15 protein-coding genes and 1 other annotated feature are annotated in these 22,343 nt (G+C 31.4%); of the genes, 1 reads left to right on the top strand and 14 read right to left on the bottom strand.

The window, feature by feature from the left end; all coding sequences use genetic code 11:
* The 6 genes from RWN11_RS01725 to mutS all read right to left on the bottom strand — a co-directional run.
* A partial coding sequence (locus tag RWN11_RS01725) for a YSIRK-type signal peptide-containing protein (RefSeq protein ID WP_314160074.1) occupies positions 1 to 2,719 on the bottom strand: 2,719 nt, incomplete at its 3' end.
* A gap of 670 nt (positions 2,720 to 3,389) precedes the next feature.
* Positions 3,390 to 3,776: a hypothetical protein gene (locus RWN11_RS01730; protein WP_314160075.1), complete on the bottom strand. Its 387-nt coding sequence runs from the start codon at positions 3,774 to 3,776 to the stop codon at positions 3,390 to 3,392.
* Positions 3,777 to 4,161: 385 nt separating this feature from the next.
* The gene (locus RWN11_RS01735) at positions 4,162 to 5,829 is read right to left on the bottom strand and encodes a SulP family inorganic anion transporter (RefSeq protein ID WP_314160076.1); all 1,668 of its coding nucleotides are present in this window, start codon (positions 5,827 to 5,829) and stop codon (positions 4,162 to 4,164) included.
* Between the two features lie 329 nt (positions 5,830 to 6,158).
* Positions 6,159 to 7,055, bottom strand: coding sequence for a tRNA (adenosine(37)-N6)-dimethylallyltransferase MiaA (gene miaA / locus RWN11_RS01740; protein WP_314160077.1), 897 nt, complete (start codon positions 7,053 to 7,055; stop codon positions 6,159 to 6,161).
* A gap of 8 nt (positions 7,056 to 7,063) precedes the next feature.
* Entirely contained in the window at positions 7,064 to 9,340 is a 2,277-nt protein-coding gene (mutL, locus tag RWN11_RS01745) for a DNA mismatch repair endonuclease MutL (RefSeq protein ID WP_314160078.1), read from the bottom strand.
* Positions 9,341 to 9,345: 5 nt separating this feature from the next.
* Complete coding sequence (mutS, locus tag RWN11_RS01750; RefSeq protein ID WP_314160079.1) at positions 9,346 to 12,105, bottom strand: DNA mismatch repair protein MutS; 2,760 nt, start codon at positions 12,103 to 12,105, stop codon at positions 9,346 to 9,348.
* Positions 12,106 to 12,703: 598 nt separating this feature from the next.
* On the opposite strand from mutS, the gene RWN11_RS01755 reads away from it, so the two are divergent.
* Positions 12,704 to 13,978: an FtsW/RodA/SpoVE family cell cycle protein gene (locus RWN11_RS01755; RefSeq protein WP_314160080.1), complete on the top strand. Its 1,275-nt coding sequence runs from the start codon at positions 12,704 to 12,706 to the stop codon at positions 13,976 to 13,978.
* A gap of 41 nt (positions 13,979 to 14,019) precedes the next feature.
* Here the strand turns inward: RWN11_RS01755 and RWN11_RS01760 are convergent, their stop codons facing one another.
* The 8 genes from RWN11_RS01760 to RWN11_RS01795 form a co-directional block, all read right to left on the bottom strand.
* The gene (locus RWN11_RS01760; protein WP_314160081.1) at positions 14,020 to 15,081 is read right to left on the bottom strand and encodes a M42 family metallopeptidase; all 1,062 of its coding nucleotides are present in this window, start codon (positions 15,079 to 15,081) and stop codon (positions 14,020 to 14,022) included.
* 4 nt (positions 15,082 to 15,085) lie between these two features.
* A complete protein-coding gene (locus RWN11_RS01765; protein WP_314160082.1) occupies positions 15,086 to 15,355 on the bottom strand; it encodes a hypothetical protein in 270 nt (89 codons plus the stop codon).
* Between the two features lie 10 nt (positions 15,356 to 15,365).
* Positions 15,366 to 16,238, bottom strand: coding sequence for a 2-oxoacid:ferredoxin oxidoreductase subunit beta (locus RWN11_RS01770; protein ID WP_314160083.1), 873 nt, complete (start codon positions 16,236 to 16,238; stop codon positions 15,366 to 15,368).
* A 1-nt stretch (position 16,239) separates the two neighbouring features.
* Positions 16,240 to 17,982, bottom strand: a complete 1,743-nt coding sequence (locus RWN11_RS01775; RefSeq protein ID WP_314160085.1) for a 2-oxoacid:acceptor oxidoreductase subunit alpha — start codon at positions 17,980 to 17,982, stop codon at positions 16,240 to 16,242.
* Positions 17,983 to 18,384: 402 nt separating this feature from the next.
* Complete coding sequence (locus tag RWN11_RS01780) at positions 18,385 to 20,199, bottom strand: ABC transporter substrate-binding protein (protein WP_314160086.1); 1,815 nt, start codon at positions 20,197 to 20,199, stop codon at positions 18,385 to 18,387.
* A gap of 59 nt (positions 20,200 to 20,258) precedes the next feature.
* Positions 20,259 to 20,501 (bottom strand) — a binding site (T-box leader).
* A 291-nt stretch (positions 20,502 to 20,792) separates the two neighbouring features.
* Positions 20,793 to 21,566, bottom strand: coding sequence for an SDR family oxidoreductase (locus RWN11_RS01785; protein ID WP_314160087.1), 774 nt, complete (start codon positions 21,564 to 21,566; stop codon positions 20,793 to 20,795).
* Positions 21,567 to 21,580: 14 nt separating this feature from the next.
* Complete coding sequence (locus RWN11_RS01790; RefSeq protein ID WP_314160089.1) at positions 21,581 to 22,015, bottom strand: CopY/TcrY family copper transport repressor; 435 nt, start codon at positions 22,013 to 22,015, stop codon at positions 21,581 to 21,583.
* Positions 22,016 to 22,120: 105 nt separating this feature from the next.
* Entirely contained in the window at positions 22,121 to 22,342 is a 222-nt protein-coding gene (locus RWN11_RS01795) for a hypothetical protein (protein ID WP_314160090.1), read from the bottom strand.
* Between the last annotated feature and the right edge of the window lies 1 nt (position 22,343).

Below are 22,343 nucleotides of genomic sequence, written 5' to 3' on the forward strand. Positions count from 1 at the left end.
CAATAGTTACACCTGGATTGTTCTCAAGAGTCCATGTTCCATCATTTCCTTTATTACCTACTACTGTTACTTTTGATCCATCTTCGTCTTTATAAGTAACCGTAATTTTATCTACTTTGGCTGGATCTTTTGGTTTTGCTGTTACATCACCAGTATTTGGTGCCGTTACAATTGGTGTTTCAGGTTTCGGTGCTTTTGCAGTTGCTTTTGCAGGAGTTGATTCATCACTGTTTCCATTTGTTGTTACTGCTGTTACTTCTGTATTATCTTTTACTTTATCAGCTGGGATTGTGATTTCTCCTGTATTTGCATCGATTTGAACTTCTGGATTACCCGTAACAGTCCACGTTCCATTTCCGCCTTTAATTCCTTCAGCCGTCTTTTTCGAACCATCTTCTCCTGTATAGCTAACTTTGATTTTATCTACTTTCGTTGAATCTTGTGGTTTGGCTGTTACAGATCCATCTTCTTTTGCTGTTGCCAATGGTGCTTCTGGTGTTTTTTCTTTATCCTCTATAACATGAATAGGTGCATCTACAATAAATGTTCCACGTTCTGGAATAATCACTTCCACTTTACCATACACAGGTGCACCTGGCGCTGTCGCTTTTGATACATCCGGGTCTTTAAACCAACGATAAGTTGTACCCTTTGGCAACTCATCCGGATTTGCAATACTATTAAAAGCATCTGGAATAACGCCTACTTTAGTCGTTTGTGGCTTAGATCTTGGTTTTAAGTCGTATTTGTCTGCTTCTTCTGGTTTTAATGGTAATACACCAATAATGGCATTTTCGCCAGTTCTATAACGTCTATATCCACCATCTGTATACCCTCCATAAGCAAGGAATGGGTCATTGGCTAGGCGTTTTTTCATTTCAGCAAGCATCGGATTATTGGTATTTTTATCTCCCCAATCCGACATAATACTATTGTTTAAATCATCACCTTCAAGAATTTTAGTTTTAAAAGTGATAATTGAACGTTGCCCAGCAACTACGTTCATTTTGTCTTCTATGACACCTCGAACAAGATTATACTCAAGTCGATTTTTATAAATCCCTAACATATCATTAACACGTGGAGCGGCATCTGGATTACGATCAGTACCATCACTAGAGTTACGATAAATATTCCATCTCCAAGTATTAGACGGATTTATATAATCCATCCAAGCATCAACATTTTCTCCGTATGTTGCTCCTGAACGACGTTCACCATCTTTAACATAAGCGCGGTAAGCTGAGTTTTCATACTCCCATGCTGATGCGCTATCATACTTCTTGTGGAAAGTCTGTTTTCCATCTTGGTATTTTGTATAAGTAAATTCATAAGGATCTCCAACTGTACGAGGAATCGCAAGTGAAATTTTTTTAGAAACACCAGCCAGTCCATTTGGTCTTGGACCTGAATCTAAGATCCAGTAGTAATATTTATTCCCATCGTTTTCGATACGTTCTTCACGGTAAACACGGATATTATCATAGGCTTTATCAGCCGTTCCCTTACTTACGAAAGCATATTGCTTCGTATCTGGTGAGAATACATCACGTTCTGAATAGTTAATCATAGGATTTTTAATCCAACCAACACCGAAATCTGTTACTTTTGTTGCACGAACCGTACTTGTTCCACGACCAACTACTTGACCATTCTTTTTGATAACAGTCGTAACAACTGCATCTTTTACCATCAAGTTCGTATCAACATTAATCGTGAAGTATCCATTTGTTTGTGATTTAGTTTTAAAAGTTTTTCCACCAACAGTTACCTCAACATCAGCTTCTGCCGCTGTATATCCGTCAACTTGAGCAATTCCTGCTAAACTATCATTAAAAGCTACTGTATCTGCCGGACTTACTTTAGTGGTATAAACACTCTTTCCATTAACTACTAACTCAACATTATCTCCAACTTCGATACCTTTAGCATTTAATTTGAAGGTTCCTGTATCGTCAAGTTTAGAAGTAAGCACAGTTGTACCATTTCTCTTAATCTCAATTGTTGAAGATGGTGTTGCATATCCTGTAATAAATCCAGAGTTCGCTACAACAATTCCAAGATTTCCACGGCTAGTTGCTGTATCAATTGGTGCAGATCTTAGATTAGAACCCACTTCTATATTATCGCCATTACGCGAATCACGAGATCCAGTATTAGCAATCGTATTTTTTCCTTCTTTTACTACTTTTTCAGGAGTATTAGCCTTCGGCATTGAAGATAATACAAACAGCTTATCGCTAAGTTTCTTAGCTACCGCATCAACTTCAGCTTGTGTCAACTCATTATTTAATGCATTTTTAGCATTTTCTAAATCTATTTTAATAGCCGCTAAAGTAGACGCAGGCGCTTTATCTTTATTAATTTTTTCTAAAAGTTCTTCTACTCTTTCAATATTAGTTTGTAATTTTGTTTTGTCTAATACTACTTGTTTTTCTACTGTTTTTCCAATATTAGCATTATTGTTTACAGCGGGAGTATTTCCAGTGGCTAACTCCTCTTTTTTAGCAGGTTTCGCTTCCTCTTTACCAGGCGAAACTGCTACTTCAGTATTTTTCTCTACAACTTCTCCTGCATTAGCTACCCCAGCAGCTCCAAAGAAGATACTAGCACCAATTACAACCGAAGCCGCCCCTACTTTAAACTTTTTAATAGAGTAACTTTCAACTTTTACTCCACTTCTTGTGTCCCTTAAATATTTATTATTTTTTCCTATCACTTTTGTTTCTCCTTCCTTACATTTCTTAAATAAAACCAATCCGAGATTATAGGTATTTATAATAACTTATGCAAACTATTATATTCCAATTCTTTATTATACTTTCTGAACTTAAAATATACTTTAAATTATGTATATTTAAAACGAAAAAATAATAAAAAATTAATACTTTTTATAAAAAAACAATATCTTTTACTCGAGATATATATTAAAATGTAAACGTATTTATCACTCTTTAAAAACTGATAAAATAATAAGTTTTTTAATTTTAACTGCAAACTCTACTCTTTAAATAATAAATCAAAGTATTAAATCATAATTCTAAATTTATAAAAATAGGGAGTGACTCAAAAATCGCAATTCCATAGAAATCGATTTCATCAAGTCACTTCCACAAAATTTATTAGATAGCTAAAAAGCTTTTATAAAGCTAATTTAGATGTCAACAAACCACTGCACCTATGAGTTCTCGTATAATTTTTTTAAAAAGTTTAGGACTTTTGGGTCAGCCTCATTATTTATAATTTTTTAGATTTTCACAATTTAATAAATATAATTTACTATATAACGATAGTTTTCTTTTAAAATATTATTAAATTATAGAGAAAATATAACTAACTTTACATTTTACGATTTTTATGTAGTGCGTATTTCAAAAAACTTTTTATCATTATTTTTTCTCTACAGTCTTCTTCACCTTATTATAACGACGAATAGTGTAAATTGAATCCAAAATATTTGGTAACAATACAAGCACAATAATAACTGAATATATCACTTCATTTAGTGTCTCTCCAAAAAAACTTATCAACAACCCTTTGTTCACTAAAGAGATAACAAGATATATACAGCATACTATTGCTACTCCTAAACTTATTATCAATACTATTTTTGAATTACTATTCCTCATTCTAATACTATCTATTTCCTCATCTGATAACTTTTTTAAAAGTAATTTCTCTCTTTTTATCATTTTTCTCGATATCACAAATAATATTAAACATAAACTACAAAAAATTACCCACAATACTTCAAATAAAATTTCTGATATGCCCATAATATTCACCTCCATTTAAAATTATTATGTCACATTAAATGTACAAAAAACTACTCACATATATAATTTGGAATTAAGAAAGTGATTTATAGATTAACCCATTTCATATACTAATCAAGAAGCTTCCAGAAATGAAGAAAGAGAGTGACTCAAAAATCCTGATTCTAACATTAAGTCACCCCCACAAGGTTTATTAGATATCTAAAAAAGCTTTTATAAAGCGAATTTAGATGTCAACAAACCACTACTTCTATGAGTTATAATATACACTTTTTTTAAATTTAGGACTTTTGAATCCTCCAATTGTTTCCAACTTATTTTCATTAATATACACTCAGAAATAAATATACATACACTAATTCCACAAAATACAATTCTTTGAACTCTATGCTTTTTGTATTTTCCCTAACTTCTCCGCTCTTTCTAACGATGAATCAATATTTTCACATATGTTTTCAACACCAATTTTCTCTATAAATCCTGCTTTTTCCATAACATGATACGGTTGTTCATTTACGTGAGATAATATTAGTGTTAGCCCACGTTTTTTACAAGTTTCCAATATTTCTTCTAATACCTCTAATCCTGAAATATCCATAACAGGAACATTACGCATTCGTATAATCAAAACATTTTTTCCTTCACCATGTTCAAAGTTAGTAAATACATTTGCAGCTCCGAAGAATAATGCTCCAAATATTTCATAGACAATTGTATTTTTAGGAACATATTTTAAATCAACTTCCTCTGACAGTTTATCTTCATCAGATGAACCTTTGTATGTCCATTGTCTTACTTCTGCAATATCTGACATACGTTTTAAGAATAGGAACGCGGCTAATACCATACCGAACTCTATCGCAATAACTAAATCGAAGAATAACGTTAATAAGAATGTAATAATTAATACCGCAATATCACTTTTCGGTGCAGTCTTTAAAATACGCACACAAATACGCCAGCCACTCATATTATAACCTACAATTATTAATATCGCAGCCAAGCAACTCATAGGTATATACGATGCATATGGCATTAAAAATAACAGTATTAATAATAGAGTAAATGCATGTACCATTCCAGCTACTGGTGTTCTACCTCCATTTTTCACATTAGCTGCCGTTCTCGCAATGGCACCTGTTGCAGGTATTCCTCCGAAAAGTGCTGACATAAAGTTCCCAACACCTTGGGCTACTAATTCTGCATTAGATTTGTGCTTACTACCTGTCATACCATCAGACACTACAGCTGATAGCAAGGATTCTATTGCAGCTAATATTGCTATCGTAAATGCGGGTAACATCATCTCCCTAACTAGAGAGAACGAAATTGTAGGCATTGTAAAACTAGGAAGCCCTGCTTTAATCGTATATAGATCACCAATAGTTTTTACCGGTAATTTGAAAATAGCTACTAAAAATGTTGTAACTAGTATTGCGATTAAAGAACCCGGTATTTTCTTAGAGACTTTTGGCCAAAATACTTGGATTAATATCGCAAGAATACCTATTGCTAAAGTTATAAAACTTATACTTTTTATATTATGACTATACGCAACTATCTTTCCAACAAACTCAGCAGGAACTGCTCCCATACTTAATCCTAGGAAATCTTTCACCTGACCAACTACTATTCCCATAGCAATCCCTAGAGTAAAACCAATAGTAATTGTTTTAGGAATGAATTTAATCAAGTCACCAAAGTGAAATAATCCCATCAGGATTAACATAACTCCTGCCATCAGTGTTGCAACAGTTAATCCTGCAATTCCGTGTTCTGCTATAATTCCATAAATAATAACGACAAAAGCGGCTGTAGGTCCACCTATCTGAACCCTACTCCCACCTAAAAATGAAATAAAAAAACCTGCTATAATCGCAGTATAAAGACCTTGTTCTGGATTCACCCCAGATGCAATCCCCAAAGCAATCGACAAAGGCAATGCTATAACAGCTACTATCAAACCAGCAATTACATCTTTTAAGCATTGTTCCTTTGTATAACTTTTCATTACACTAAATAACTTCGGCTTAAGATATTTAAATGAATTCATCTTCTCCTCCTACCTCCTGAGAATCTTTAGTATTAATAGTTTAGCATATAATGAAGAAAAACTCTAGTTAAATCAGAAGTACTCTTGAAATATTTTAAAATTTCATAATATATCTTCTTACAACTAGAGTTTAATCTATTATATAATAAATTTATTTGTTATAAATCATAAAAAGGGAGTGACTTAAAAATCCTAGATTTTAAAAAAGTTTACAAAAAACTCATAGACGCAGTGGTTTATTGATATCTAAATTCGCTTTATAAAAGCTAATAAACTGTGCATGGGTGACTCGACAAAATCTTGTTTCTTAAGAAATCACGATTTTTTAATCACTCCCTAAATTTTCCTTTGATATCACTAATGATATTCGCCAAAAGTTCCTCATTAGCAGTATCATACCAAGTTCCATTCATTTTATTTCTGAACCATGTTAACTGACGTTTTGCATAACGGCGTGAATTCTGAGAAATAGCTGCAATAGTATCTTCTTTAGAAACATTACCCTTAAGATACGGAATCATCTCCTTATATCCTATCGCTCCTAGAGCTTGCAGTTCTAAACCATATTCTTCTATAATTTCTCTAACCTCTTGTTCTAAACCTTCTTCAAACATTAGCTCAACGCGCTTATTAATACGATTGTATAGAACTTCCCTGTCTGTATTAAGAACTATTAAAAATGGATTATAACAATCTAGAACAGTATCACCATTGTTGTTTGTTGTTACACTTTTCTTTTCATTCATTACATAATTATATGCATTAATTACACGACGGTGATTTTCTAGGTCAATTGTATTGTATGTATCTGGATAGTTTTCTTTTAGATATTCTCTTGCCATATCTACATCTATATCATAAGTTTTCTCCTCTAAATCAGTAAACTCATATTTATTTAGGACAGCATTCATATAAAAACCTGTTCCACCAATTAATAATGGCATCTTTCCTCGAGCATGTATTTCTTCAATTTTCTTACGCGCTAGTTTTTGAAAATCATAGACAGAACAAGTATCAGTAGGTTCTAATTCATCTATTAAATGATGAACTATCCCATCCATCTCTTCTTTTTTCACCTTCGCAGAACCTATATCAAACTTTTTATAAATTTGAACACTATCTATAGAGATTATTTCACAGTTGAACTCTTTTGCAAGTTCTATACTAAGTGCTGTTTTACCAACTGCAGTTGGGCCTACTATCGCTATTAAAGGTATTTTTTTCATCTTACCTCCTACACTATACGCTTAAACATTTTTTCTAAATCTTTTTTCTCCATTTTTGTAATTATCGGACGTCCATGTGGGCACGTAAATGGATTCTTACATTCATAAAGGTCACTAATAACCTTATTCATCTCTACATCTGTAAGTACTTGATTTGCTTTTATAGACATTTTACAACTTGCCATGGCAATTGCATCATTTCTTAATTCGTTAAAAGTTATATTGTTATTTCTTAGAACCTTCTTGACAATAATTTTTATCATTTGCTCTTCGTCTTCTTCTATCCAACCAGGAAATTCACGAACAACATAAGAATTGTCTCCAAACTCCTCAAAAACAATACCAAGTTCCTCGAATTTTTCTAAATTATTACGAACTTCAGCCGCTTCTTCTACAGAAAAATCAAACATAAGCGGTATTAACATCTGTTTTTTATAATTCTTTCTTTCTATAAATTCACGTTGCAGTTTCTCATAATTATATCTTTCCGCTGCGGCATGCTGATCTATAAGGAATAATTTATTGTCAGCCTCTGATAAGATATATGTTTTAAAGATTTGTGCCAATACTTTTAAATCAGGTAGCGTACGAACTTTTGTATCATCATTTTGAATAATTTTCGCATCTTTAATTTCATTAAAATGACTATCATCTTTTACTACATTAGAGACTACTTCTTCAATATGCTCATCATAACGCGCGTTGTCTTCTTTTTTAGAGAAATTCATGAAGTTCTCTATCTCTTTTTTAGTTGGTTTATCACCATATTTATTTCTATTATCACGAGGATGTGAACTATAGCTTAAATCTGGTAAATCACTCTTAATTTTCTGAGTTTTACTTCTTTGATTAAACGTATTTTCTTTAGTTTGTACTGGTGTTTTTTCTTCAACAGTATTTGTTAACAAATCCCCTCCAAAAAGAAATTCATCTTCATGAATAATATGACTTGCAACTTCTTCTTGATTACCAGAAAAACTACTGTCATCTTTAGTAGTTCCTAGATATTCTTTGGAGATATTTGTAAACCTACTTTCTCTTTCATCACTGCCAAGAAGTTTTTTAGGTTTACCTGAGAAACTATTTTCATCTTCTGTTTTTATACCTAGTTCCTTCGACTCTTCAGAGAAACTATTCTCACCTTGAACATTGTCCACAACTTCTCTCTGCTCTTCTGAAAAATTAATCTTATCTTCTACATCTCCAAATTTACTATCTAGTTCATCTAAGAAATTAATTTTTTCGATTTTCGCTTTTTCTTTTTTCGTAAGAACATTATTCATTCCTTGTGGAATATATGTATAATTACTTAGTCTTTCTGCGATAACTTCTTTTATTAGACGTATTAACTCCGCTTCTTTCGATAATCTAACTTCTTGCTTAGTTGGGTGCACATTAACATCTAATAAAATTGGGTCCATTTCGATATTAATTACACATAATGGATACCTATTAATCATTAATAGCGTTCCGTAAGCATCGATTATAGCATTTTGAATTCCATAGTTTTTAATATAACGACCATTGATAAAAATATTTATATAGTTCTTACTAGCTCTTGTCTCTTCTGGTACAGAGATATAACCAAATACTTTGTAATCATCGTTGCTACCACTAAATTCTATCATATTTCTAGCGACACCCATATTATAGATTTTAGATAAAATCTTATGAACATCACCATCACCATATGTTTTAAAGGTAATCTTACCATCGACATGAAGTTCGAAAGCTACATTAGGATAAGACAGGGCAAACTTATGAATAATATTGGTAATATTAGCTTGTTCTGTATGTGGATTACGCAGATATTTTAACCTCGCCGGTGTATTATAAAATAAATTTTCTACACTTAAATCAGTCCCTTTGATAGGTGCGTAATATTCCTCAGAAACTACTTTTCCACCTTCAAGAACTAGCATCTTCCCTTGCGCTTCTCCCGCACAACTTTTTATCGTTACTTTACTCACAGATGAAATACTCGCTAATGCCTCACCTCTAAAACCTAAAGTCTCTATGTGAAATAAATCATAGTCAGCACTTATTTTACTAGTCGCATGGCGTAAAAATGCACGTACCAAATCATCATTAGTAATACCACTACCATTATCAATAATTCTAATTTGTTGAATCCCAAATTCTTTAATTATAACTTTAATATTAGTACTCCCAGCATCGATAGAGTTCTCCACAAGCTCTTTAACAACAGAAGAAGGTCTTTCGACTACTTCTCCTGCCGCTATTTTATTTGATAATTCTGCAGATAATATATTTATTTTTCCCATTTAATTTATTTCACATCCTCACTTATTTTTCTCTGTAGTTCATAAAGAAGATTAAATGCTTGCAGTGGTGTTGTTTCTAAGAAGTTTACACTCTCTAATTGCTTTTTGATTTCATCAAATTTCTCATTATCACCATCAAAATTCAATTGTAATTTTGCATAATTTTTTCCTGATTTTTCTTCAGCTTTTAATTGTTTTCTAATAGTTTGCTCTAACTCTTCTTTAAGTTCTTTTTCTAGTTCAGAACGAAGTTGTGCTTTTAAAGATTCCTCATCTATTTTTACAACTTCTTCTCTAACTACTTTACTACTATATTCTTTTTCTAGTTCTTGACGTATTTTTTCTCTTAGTTTTTCTTCAGATTCTTGTGATGAAGCATCACTTAATACTTTATTGTATCTAGCATTATCAACAAGGTCCTCGCTACCTTTATTACCACTTTCTAATTCTCTTAGTATTTTATTAGCACCTACAATAACATCTTCTGGTAGATGGGCAAGCTGAGCTACATGAATACCATAACTCTTCTCGATAGGTCCTTCATTAATTTTATATAAGAAAATTAGTTTTCCATGATCTTCTTTAGCAGAAACATGGATATTTTTTATTCCCTGGGTAATATTTTCTAACTTTGTAAGCTCATGATAGTGAGTTGAGAATAATGTTTTACATTTAATAGTATTATTAATATATTCTAATATTGATTGAGCTAAGGCAATACCGTCATAAGTCGATGTTCCACGACCAATTTCATCAAAAATTAATAATGAATTTGCTGTAGATTCGACTAAAGCATTCTTCGCCTCAATCATCTCAACCATAAACGTTGATTTACCACCAGCTAGGTCATCACTCGCACCAATTCTCGTAAATATTTTATCAAAAATTGGTAAATTCGCAGAAGTCGCTGGAACAAATGATCCTATTTGGGCAAGAATCACTATAAGAGCAAGTTGTCTCATATAAGTAGATTTACCAGACATATTAGGCCCTGTAATAAGCAAGATATTATTATCTTTATCTACTTTGCAATCATTACTAATATAGCTATCAGCACTCACATTTCTCTCAACAATCGGATGACGACCATCAACAATATCAATAATATTATCGTCATTGAATTCAGGTTTCACATAACCATATTCTTCCGCTACATCAGATAATGAAACGAACACATCAATATCACTTAAAGTATTTGCTACTCTCTGTAATCTTACTATATAATTATGAATCTTCGTCTTAACTTCTTGGAACAATTGTAATTCTAATTCTTCAATTTTCGTCTTAGAATTCACGATATGTTCTTCAACTTTTTTCAGCTCTTCAGATACGAATCTCTCACAATTAGATAGTGTTTGTTTCCTATGATAACCTAGTTCTGTTGGATTTATAGTCTTAAGCCCTACTTTAGATACTTCGATAAAGTAACCGAAAATCTTATTGTATCCAACTTTTAGATTTTTAATCCCAGTTCTCTCTTTTTCACGTTCTTCGATTTCTAATAATATTCTATTTCCGTTTTTACTAGCATTCTTATAACTATCTAACTCTTCATTGAAGCCTGATTTAATTACATTTCCATCTTTAACTGTCTGACCAGCTTCTTCATGAATTGTTGCTTCTAGATAATCGTATAAATCTGTTAATTCATCAATATTCTCTGTGATATCTTTTAACTTATTAGATTCGAATCCTAATAACAATTTCTTGATTTCTGGTATTTGAGCCAATGTTTTCTTTAGATTTAATAATTCCTTAGGGCTTACGATATTATAAGAAACTTTTGTAGAAATTCTCTCAAGATCATATACTTCTTTCAAGCTAGTTTTAACATCCGCTTTTTCAAAATAATGCTTAGTAAAATCTTCTATGATTTCCTGACGTTTTTTTATTTCTTTAAGATCTAGCAACGGATTTTCTAACCATTTTTTTAGTTTTCTTGAACCCGCAGCCGTTGATGTTTTATCCACAATGCTAAGAAGAGAACCTTTTTTTCCTCCGTTAGCCATGTTTTGAGTAACTTCTAAGTTTTTTAATGAGTAGTTCGTCATATATACAAACTTATCTTTAAAGTACACTTCAAAATCTTTAAGGCTTGAAATGTCTTTATTTTGAGTTTTTTCAATATAATCTAAAAGAACATCACATGCAATACGAAGATTACTATCAGTAATATTACTTGTTTTTTCCTTAGTAATATCATTATTTAAATCAACTTCAGTAATATAAGCACTAATATCCAACTCTTGATCTTTTATGCTAATTACTTCTTTAATGTTGTTTTTTAATACTTCGTCTTGTAGGTCAGCCATAGTTTTTAGTACAGTACAACGACTATCACCTGTCATAATATCACAAAACGCGAAGTAAATATTATTATCCTTTACATATACACTACCTAAATAGTTATTTTCATCGTAGTTTTTGTAGTTCATATACGTCCCTGGTGTAATTACCTGAACCACCTTACGCTCTACGATTTTCCCTTGACCAGGTTCAGAAACTTGTTCACATATGGCTACTTTATATCCATTATTAACTAAAGTATCAATGTAAGCTGCTGATGAATGAAATGGAACTCCACACATAGGAATTTTTTCAGCTCCTCCATCACGAGCAGTTAAAGTTATTTCTAATATTTTTGACGCTCTAGTCGCATCTTCAAAGAACATCTCATAAAAATCACCAAGACGGTAAAATACAAATGCATCTTGATAATCCTTTTTTATCTTCAGATATTGTTCTATCATTGGAGTATATTTCATCTCAAAAGTTCCTTTCTCTTTATTTCTTCCATGTATTTATAACATATATAATTTTAGCATAAAACATTATTTTTTAGTAGTGGGACATGTGGTAAAACATATAAAAGTTAAAATATATTACGGAAAAAAATTATAGTCTATATACTATCTTTCGAATAAATCTTTCCATTGTTTCAGTAGTTAGCCTTATATTATAACGTTAAAAAAGACAATAAAAAATAACCATCTTAAACGGTATCCCTCCAAAAAAAATTTTCCAAATTTTAGGAGATATTACCAATGTATCAATTTTTTATGTAATAATCTTATATTTGAATTTTCCCCTGATTTTAGAAATCTTACTTTTTATCACATAAATAATACTACTAAAAATCTTCTTGAATTTTCAAGATTTTACTCATCTTATCTTATCTTCTCTCATATTGACTACAACAATTTACACATATAAATTATACATTAAATTTAGAGTTTTATTACTATATATACAGCACTTATAACAATAGCATTTCAACTCTCTATAATAAATTTCTATTGTAGATTTCTCATAAGTTGCGTATATCCTTTCTATATTGTATAATTACATCAAAGGAGTTGACTTATGTTAAATTTCATAAAAAATAAAACAAATTTATCGATATTGATTTTTTATTTTATATTTAGTTTTTCTAGTTTATTATTTATATTACTAGCTGAATATAACAACAACAAAACACCTACATTGTTCCTTAAGCAATTTGTTTTCTATGCGATTGGTCTTGAAATAATATATTTACTTCAAAAAATACCAATAGATTATATAGAACGATTTTCTATATTCTTCTATTTACTTGCACTAGTTCTTTTGGTCGGTATATTCTTAGTTCCGCCTAGTCTTGCGCCTATTGTAAATGGTGCTCGCAGTTGGTACAACTTCGGATTTTTCACTTTACAACCATCTGAATTTGGTAAAATAGCGACTGTAGCGATGGTTAGTATGCTTATTAAAGAGAAAAGTTTTAAAGATAATACCGACACTGTAAAACTCTTAAAACTAGCTTTAATAATCTCTATACCTTTCGTACTAGTTTTAAAAGAGAATGACTTAGGTAATGGTTTATTTTTCATCTTTTTATTCTTAGGATTAGTTTTTTTAGTCTGCAATAAAGGGAAGACATTATTTAGAATTTACTCTGTAGTTATAGCTGGACTAGCAATTATTATTCTTGCTGCCCTATACTTCCCAAGACTTCTAAGTCTAGTTGGATTAAAATCTTATCAGCTTAACCGTATTCTTTCATGGTTAAATCCTGAAGCCTATAAGCTCGATTATTCTTATCAAATTACTCAGGTTCTTAGTGAGATTAAATTAGGTGGACTTACAGGGACATTCGCTAAAAATAAAAACTATATAGATGAACAGTTTAATGATTTTATCTTTTCTATAGTTGCTAAAAACTTTGGATTTATCGGAGCTTCAATATTCTTATTCATTTTCTTTATATTTATACTAAGATTATTCAGTATAATGAAAAAATGCGAACAAGGTAACTACAGCTATTACTTCATTCTATTAGCTGTGTATAGTTTTTGTTTCTCATTCTTCATCAATATTTTTTCAACACTTAGTATTATTCCTGTAATTGGTATAAGCATGCCATTTATAAGTTATGGTGGAAGTTCATTAATAGCCAATAGTATTCTCTTTGGAATAATTGTTAAAATAAACGCTACGATTCATGAAGAATATTTGGAAGATGAATATTACGAAAACTACGAAGAAGAATATGATGAAGCTCAATATATCGATGATTCTCACCCTTTGGATCCTGTATACGAGAATGACTATTATGAGGAAGAACCTCAACAATATCGAAGAAGTAAAAGAAAAAGATAAAAAAATGAGGATAGAATTTTTTTCTATCCTCATTTTTCTTTTTATTTTCTTACATCTTCAATGAATTTATCATCGATAGTTTCTAATAATTTTCCTAAAATTGCTTTAGCTGCGTAGTAGTCACGGATATCGAATACTGCGTTGTGAGTGTGAATATAACGTGCACAAATACCAATTACAGTTGTTGGAATACCATTTAATGCTTGGTGAATATTACCAGCATCTGTTCCTCCTGGTGAAGTAAAGTATTGGTATTTAATTCCATTTTCTTCAGCAAGTGCTACGATTTTTTCTCTCATATTAGCACGAAGTACCATAGTTCTGTCGATTAATCTAACTAAGAATCCTTCTCCTAGGCGCCCATTACTTGTTTCTTTTCCATCCATGTCGTTTGCTGGACTACAGTCTACAACGAAACATACATCAGGTTTAATCATATTTGCTGCCACTGTTGCACCACGAAGACCTACTTCTTCTTGAACAGTTGCACATACTACTAAGTTAAAATCTAATTCTTTCTCAGCAAATTGTTCTAAGATTTCTGTAATAATTACACATCCGTAACGGTTATCAACAGCTTTACTCATAAATCTGTTTTCAGTAAGTTGTTCGAATGTTGTTTTTGGTGTAACAAATGCTCCTTCGCGAATTCCCATTTCTAATGCTTCTTCTCTTGAAGCTGCACCTACATCTATAGTCATATCGCTAATTTTTACATTTTGCGCTACTCCTGCAGTGAAGTGTTTAGGAATTGACCCTATTACTCCAGTGAATTTTTTCCCTTCATATGAAGTTACTGTGTAAGTTTGAGCTAAAAGAACATCTTCCCTAAAACCACCAAGTGTTTCAAATTTAAGCATACCATTTGGTAATACTTTAGTTACGATAAATCCAACTTCATCCATGTGAGCTGCTATCATAACTGTTTTAGCATTTTCTTTTTTCGACTTTTTAATAGCATAGATTCCACCAAGATTATCGAACTTAATCTCATCAGCATATTTAGATAAATTTTCTTCTAAATATTTTGAAATTTCACTTTCAAATCCTGATGTCCCATCTAACATTGTTAATTCTCTGAATCTTTCTATTGATTTACTCATTTTCTTATACCTCTTTTATGTACTCTATTGTTTCACTTTCTTTATCATAACGTACTTCATACTCGATATTGTCATTTTCAAAATAGAACATTAAATATGAATTTTCTTTTAAGTTTAGCGTATAGCTATCTATAACATCATAACCTAATGCGATTAATTTGTTTCTACACCTATCTATGTAATCATTATTTAATTCTTGCTCTTCTGTTTTTTGATAAACTTTATACCCAGCATAAGCTGCAGCTAATGGTAATAATATTTTTCTAATTTTCATATTTTACCTCTTATCTGAATTCATCACATAACGAGTTAAATAATTCCTCACTAAGTTCTAGGTTTTGATGAGCAATAGGTTCATCTCGTTTATAATTACGTAAAGTGTCTTCGTAATGAGGTTTTTTCTCATTTTTATAGATTACCCCTGTTACAAGGTCATTATATTCTTCTAAGACTCTATACGCTTCTAATTTATTAGTATTATCATAACCTTCGATATCAGAAAGTTTTGTTAAGTGTTCTTTATACCACGCTGGTGTATTTTTGTAGTTATATGTTTTACATGGGCTGAACACGTTAACTAGTGAGAATCCATCATGATTAACAGCTTCTTCGAAGATTTGCATCATTTCTTTCATATCACCAGTGAATGCTTGTGCTAAGAATGTAACTTCACAAGATAAGGCAATTTTCATAGCTGATAATGGTTTTTCCATTACACCTTCTAAGGTTGTCGTAGTTATTAAGCCTTCATCAGATTTAGGCGACATTTGACCTTTTGTTAAGGCATAAAGTTGGTTATCCATTACTACATATGTCATGTTTACGTTACGTTTCATAGCGTGAACAGCATGCCCAATTCCGATAGCATATCCATCACCATCTCCACCCATAGCGAAAACTGTTAAGTCTTGGTTAGCCAGTTTTATCCCTTGAGCAACCGGTAGTGAACGTCCGTGCAACCCTTGAACTCCGTATGCTTTTGTATATCCACTAATTTTCCCAGAACATCCAATCCCTGCAGAGATTACGACATTCTCAGGTTTAATCCCTAGATTTACAACAGCTCTATTTATACCCGCAAGTACCGAGAAGTCTCCACAACCGGCACACCAATCGGGCTTAACATCGTTTTTATAATCTTTTAATGTTACTTTCAAATTATTTCTCCTCCTCTAGTAATTGTTCAACAAGTTCGTGAGTATAATAGATGTCTCCATCATATTTTAGTAAACTACCAATTTTTTCTGAATTGTGATATTTACTTGCAATTACCGTACGCAACTGTTTGTTGTGGTTATGCTCGACGATATATATTTTTCTGTATTTATCAAATGCATCACGAATAGGCTGAGCCACTGGATAAATTTGACGAATATGCATAGTATCAATCTTCATACCTTGTTCTTGCAATTGCTTAGCCGCTTTGTTTAGAACTCCATATGTTGAGTTTACACCTACTAATAAAATATCTTTTTCCTCATTATATTCATTTAGTTCAAATGGTTTCTCTACTAATGCAGATTCTATCTTATTAGAACGTTTTTCTTTTTGACGTACTGTATTACGTTTAACTTCAGAAGGTAATCCTACAACCGAGTGCTCATAACTGTTCGCATTATGAATCCCTCCTTTTTGACCTGGAATAGTTCTATTCGAAACTAATACATCTGTCGCATAACGTTTGAAGTAAATAATATCTTCCTCAGTGATTTCTTCTTGTTTCAATAGATTTCCACGATCTATTTGAACCTTACTAAAATCAAAGTTAGGTACTGTAGCTTTGTTCATACCTAATTGTAAATCCATTAAGACAATAACAGGCGTTTGGTATTTTTCTGCCATATTGAATGCATCAATCATAGTGTAGAAACAATCTTCTACAGATGTTGGAGCTAATACAATACGAGATGCATCTCCTGTCCCACCATAAACTGCGTGGAAAATATCTGATTGCTCAGTTTTTGTCGGAAGTCCTGAAGACGGTCCACCCCTTTGAACATCGACTATAACAACTGGTTGCTCTGCCATCGCTGCCATACCTAAGAACTCAGTCATTAATGAGATACCAGGTCCTGAAGTAGCTGTCATAGCACGAACACCTGCGAAGTTAGCTCCAATAGCTACACCTAACGCTGCAATCTCGTCTTCTGTTTGGATATATGCACCATTTACTAGTGGAAGTTTATCAAATAAATATTCCATAATTTCCGTAGCTGGTGTAATTGGATATCCTGCATACATTCTACATCCTGCCGCTAGTGCACCAAGACCCGCTGCATGGTTACCAACTAACCACATATTTTTGTGAGTTGGATTTAATTTTTTTAGATAATACTTGTCATTAATATTATTTTCAGCCATGAAATCATTCATAATCTCACGACCTTTATCGAAGGCTTGAATATTAGTATTTACGATTTCTTCACCTTTACTAGAGAATTTTGCTTCAATCATATCGTAGAATATTTTTGAATCAATATCTAATAATGCTGAACAAATTCCAAGTGTGATAATGTTTTTAATAATTGGATTTGCAATTTCTTTTGCTAAATCAGTAATTGGGAATACCGCAACTAATCCTTTAATTTCTTCTGAAATTTCTGGTTTAATTTTAGCGTCCGCAATAATAATACTGTTTTCATCCAATTCTGGGATATAACTATCTAATGTTGCTTGGTCAAAGGCTATAAGAATATCTGTCTTATAGTCAATAACATTAATTCTTTCTTCTGAAATACAAATTTTACTATTACTGTGTCCACCTTTAATTCTACTTGCGAAGTCTCTTGTAGAATACATGTGGTAACCTAGTGTATTTATTACTGTAGAGAAGATTTCGGCTGTACTTTCTAGCCCTTCACCTTGTTCTCCACCAATTTTCCATCCTAATTTATTAATCATATAATCTCCTTTAATCTCTTTCATTAGAAATTTAATCGTTGATTTCTCAATACTTTATTTTACCATATTTAAGAAAATTTTTCCATTCAATAATATTTATTATCAGTACAATAATTCTTATAAAATATTATTATTTCATAATTTATTTTGATAAAGACCTTTATTTTATTTTTTTAAAAATTTGTATAATATTTAGGGAGAATAATCCTTTAAAGAGAGCGACTCAAAAATTGCAATTCCTTAGGAATTAATTTTATTAAGTCGCTCAACATATTTTTTATTAGATTATAAAGTTATTATATCATGATTCCAGCCAGCCGTGAATTACTATACCTAGCTTTCAACATTTAAACTTTATTCATAAGTCTTATCTTCTTAAATAACGCATGTACTTATTTATATTTAGCTTTTAATACCTTTATCTGAAGTTAATTCAAGTTCGTAGAATTGTTGTTCAAAAGTATTATATTTTTTAAGATCTATATTTTTCACTCGTTTATTGACCCATACTATATCTGTGCTCCAGCTCAAAGGTAACCATGGCGCAACCTCAGCAAAGTCATTATCAAATTTATTAAACGCTTCTTTTATTTTATTATCATCAAATGAATCTTTTGAATCAATCGCTTCTAAATCTTTCGCTAGAGTTTCATCTATATATCTAGGTAAATTTAATTTAGAAGTTCCACCTGCTATATAGTTAGGGTTTGGATTATTAAAGAATCCCCATGCTCCTTGGAAAATATCAATAGAAGGATCGTCTGCTTGTACTCTTGTTGACCAATCTTTTGGTGATAATAATTTACCATCTACCAATTTAACATCAAGACCTACTTCTTTCCATGATTTAATGAAATTATCCGCTAACGCTTGATCTAAATCACTACCAGTATTTCTTGCAGCATAATTAAACACTAATTTTTCACCATTTTTGTTTTCACGTAATCCATCTCCATCAGTATCTTTATATCCTGCCTCATCTAATAATTTTTTAGCTTTTTCTACATCTTTTTTGAATTTCTTACCATTAGGGTTAACTGCTAATTCTATTCTAGGTGGGAAGAAGCCTGAACCAGTTGGTGTATATCTTAATCCTTTAAATAGTTTATCATTAATTTGATCCCAATCTACTGCGTATCCAAAAGCTTGTCTTAATTTAGCATCGCCTAATTTTCCACTTGTATCAGTTAGAACTTTTCCTTCTTTTTTATCAAATTTACCTAATTTAAATCCTACGTATGACACATAAAGATCAGTCTGACCTAAAACATCACCATTTTTAGAATCTTTTATCCCTTCCCAGATATTTGGACTTAGAGAACGAATATAGTCTACATCTCCATTTTTAATAACTGATGCCGCTTGTGATGGTGACACAGCTTTAAATTCTATTTCTTTTACTTTTACTTTATCTTTATTAAAGAAATGAGGATTTTGTTTAGCTAGAACACTTTCTCCATTAACCTGTTTGTCTAAGTAATAAGGTCCATATGATAGTGGTTTTGTATTTAGATTAGCACCAGAAAATTTAGCAAAATCTTTAGATGCTTCTTCAACCTGTGCTTTATTCAAGAATGTAGTGATAAAACCATTACCCCATAGCAATGATGGTCTAACATCTGTATATTTAATTACGACTGTCTTATCATCTTTTTTCTCTATACCTTTAATTGATGGAGCTTTACCTTCGTGATATTCTTTCATTCCTTCGATTACTTCATAGTCAGAAGAATATCTGATATTTTCTACATATTTAGGATTCCCCATTAAATTATATGTGGCAATAATATCATCAGAAGTAACATCTTCCCCATTGTTCCATTTCAGATCTTTTCTTAAAGTAATTGTTGCTTCTTTTTTCTCTTTATCTAAATGGAATTTCGCAGGAGCTTCATTATCATCTTGTTTTAATCTGTAGTCTTTATCCAATGCAAAAGTATATAGCATTGTATCCCTCATAACATAATAATCCGTTGCTTGTAAGAAGAATATTGGATTAAACATTCCTGTAAGTGGATCTGCTGATAAGATTCCTACTTTTAAATGACTATCTGATACCGCATTTCCATCATTTTGAACCAAAGTTTTAAATTCAACCGATGGTTTTGTAATATCCCCTGTTTTCTTATTTTGATTAGTAGCACAACCTGCTAGTAATAATGTTAAAGCTAAACTAGAACTAACAACTTTTGTTATTTTTTTATTATTATTTTTCATAAAATTTACCTCACTTTTCCTACACAAAGAAAAAAGCCCTTGTAGAAGCTATTAACTTCCACAAGGACGTATCTATAGACGTGTTACCACCTTGATTTATAGTATTTTCACAAATACTATCTCAAAAAGTACCAAAATATCTTTTTGATACTCCTTGCTGTATCGGGCTATCCCGTAGTAGTTTAACTATTCAACTACTAACACGAAAAGACCATCTTCATAGTATCATCTTTGATCTCATTTCACCCACCGAGACTCTCTAAGCAAACATCAACTACTACTCTTCTTTTCAAAGTGTAATTTTTTATTGTGATTTAAGTATATCAAGATAAGAAACCCTTGTCAATGTTTTTTTATAATTTAATCTTAACAATGAAGGTATATATAATAAAACCTTAATAAAAGAAAAGGGAGTGACTCAAAAATCATGATTCCTGGGAAACAAGATTTTGTTGATTCACCCCTCACAGTCTATTAGATATCTAAAAACCTTTTATAAAGCAATTTTAGATATCGATAAACCACTACGTCTATGAGTTTTCTTGCAAACTTTTTTTAAATCTAGGACTTTTGGGTCAGCCCCTTCAATCTATTTATTTAAACATTCTTAAAAGCATTCTGTCACTTAATCTTGGGAATAATTGACTAATTTTAACAGCTAAAACTAGTTTAAACGGTAAATTTACTTCACGTTTTTTATTCTCTATTCCTTTTATTATTTTACTAACAACAAGTTTCGGTGTTAATGTTTTACCACCCATCGCTTTCTGATAACTCTTATCTTCATCTGCAATATTAAAGAAATTTGTCGCAACTGGACCAGGATTTACAGTCATAACATGGACATTATCTTTTTTTAGTTCTAAACGTAAAGAATTAAAATATCCAATTAGAGCAAATTTAGTTGCTGAATAAACAGAACTCTTTGGTGTTGCTATTTTACCGGCTAGTGAAGCTATAGTTACAATAGTTCCAGATTTTTTTTCTCTCATTCTTTTAGCAACTTCAGTAGTTAGTTGAATAGTTCCTATAACATTTGTATCAAACATGTTTACTACATCAGCATCACAAAACTCACTAAAATCTTTCATAATACCATAACCAGCACCGTTTACAAGGATATCTACATCATCAACTGCTGAAAGAAGTTGCTCAACTTGATCTTGAGAACCGATGTCCACACTATAGACTCTAGTTTTTACATTCTCAAAACCTTCACATTTTTTAGCAGTTTTTTCCAGTGCTTCTTTTCTACGAGCCACCAATATTAATTCCACATTACCCTTTTGTGCATATTGATGAGCCAATTCACGACCTAGTCCACTTGAAGCACCCGTTATTAATATCTTTTGTTTACCATTTTCCATTTAATATCCCTCTCTTATCCGTGTTTTGCAGCACAGCTACATTGTCCTTTTAGACACTTGCACGTAATAATCTCATCTGCTGTCTTTCTTTTTTCTTTCAACAACTCTATAATTTCATCTATATTACTTTTACTTAAATTATCAGTTTCTATTATATTTTTTACTATAATATGAGTTCTTCTTTCACAAATTCTCTCTAAAAAATTTTGTGTTAATATATCTAAACATTCATCTTCAACACATTTTGCTGAATATAAAAATTTATTCCCTTGTTTTCTAGTTTCTAAAAATCCTTTTTCTACTAATCTTGATAGTAGGGTTTTAATAGTAGAAGGTGTCCAAGACTTTTTTTCACCTAGAGTATCAATTACAAACTTACTTGTAGTTTCTTTATTACTCCAAACTACTCGCATTACTTCCCATTCCGCTTCCGAAATATTAATTTCCATTTATTATCATCCTTTTTTCTCAGTTACATCTGTAACTATAATACTATTTTAATCATATAATGTCAATTCATAAAAAACTTGATTCTAGAAAGACTAGAATCAAGTTTAAGATTTTTTCCTAATTGGATGTCTAATAACTATTTTAAGCTTTTCAGGTGCAGTTTTTCTCACATCAGAAATATAAATTTCATGGTGAAATCTATTATCATCATTCGGGTCCCCACTTCCCCTAACTGCAATATAATTAGCATTCTCTATATTAACAATACTTGGTTTAGTCTTAGGAGCATATAAATGCTTAAGAGTTTTTTTAAAATCAACTGCCATA

Origin of the sequence: uncultured Gemella sp. (assembly GCF_963519265.1) — a bacterium.
Classification (GTDB): Bacteria; Bacillota; Bacilli; order Staphylococcales; family Gemellaceae; genus Gemella.

Excerpts from the sequence above, each read along its gene's own strand:
- RWN11_RS01730 (WP_314160075.1), bottom strand. The coding sequence starts at position 3,776 with ATGGGCATATCAGAAATTTTATTTGAAGTATTGTGGGTAATTTTTTGT.
- RWN11_RS01735 (WP_314160076.1), bottom strand. The coding sequence starts at position 5,829 with ATGAATTCATTTAAATATCTTAAGCCGAAGTTATTTAGTGTAATGAAA.
- miaA (WP_314160077.1), bottom strand. The coding sequence starts at position 7,055 with ATGAAAAAAATACCTTTAATAGCGATAGTAGGCCCAACTGCAGTTGGT.
- mutL (WP_314160078.1), bottom strand. The coding sequence starts at position 9,340 with ATGGGAAAAATAAATATATTATCTGCAGAATTATCAAATAAAATAGCG.
- mutS (WP_314160079.1), bottom strand. The coding sequence starts at position 12,105 with ATGAAATATACTCCAATGATAGAACAATATCTGAAGATAAAAAAGGAT.
- RWN11_RS01755 (WP_314160080.1), top strand. The coding sequence starts at position 12,704 with ATGTTAAATTTCATAAAAAATAAAACAAATTTATCGATATTGATTTTT.
- RWN11_RS01760 (WP_314160081.1), bottom strand. The coding sequence starts at position 15,081 with ATGAGTAAATCAATAGAAAGATTCAGAGAATTAACAATGTTAGATGGG.
- RWN11_RS01765 (WP_314160082.1), bottom strand. The coding sequence starts at position 15,355 with ATGAAAATTAGAAAAATATTATTACCATTAGCTGCAGCTTATGCTGGG.
- RWN11_RS01775 (WP_314160085.1), bottom strand. The coding sequence starts at position 17,982 with ATGATTAATAAATTAGGATGGAAAATTGGTGGAGAACAAGGTGAAGGG.
- RWN11_RS01780 (WP_314160086.1), bottom strand. The coding sequence starts at position 20,199 with ATGAAAAATAATAATAAAAAAATAACAAAAGTTGTTAGTTCTAGTTTA.
- RWN11_RS01785 (WP_314160087.1), bottom strand. The coding sequence starts at position 21,566 with ATGGAAAATGGTAAACAAAAGATATTAATAACGGGTGCTTCAAGTGGA.
- RWN11_RS01790 (WP_314160089.1), bottom strand. The coding sequence starts at position 22,015 with ATGGAAATTAATATTTCGGAAGCGGAATGGGAAGTAATGCGAGTAGTT.
- RWN11_RS01795 (WP_314160090.1), bottom strand. The coding sequence starts at position 22,342 with ATGGCAGTTGATTTTAAAAAAACTCTTAAGCATTTATATGCTCCTAAG.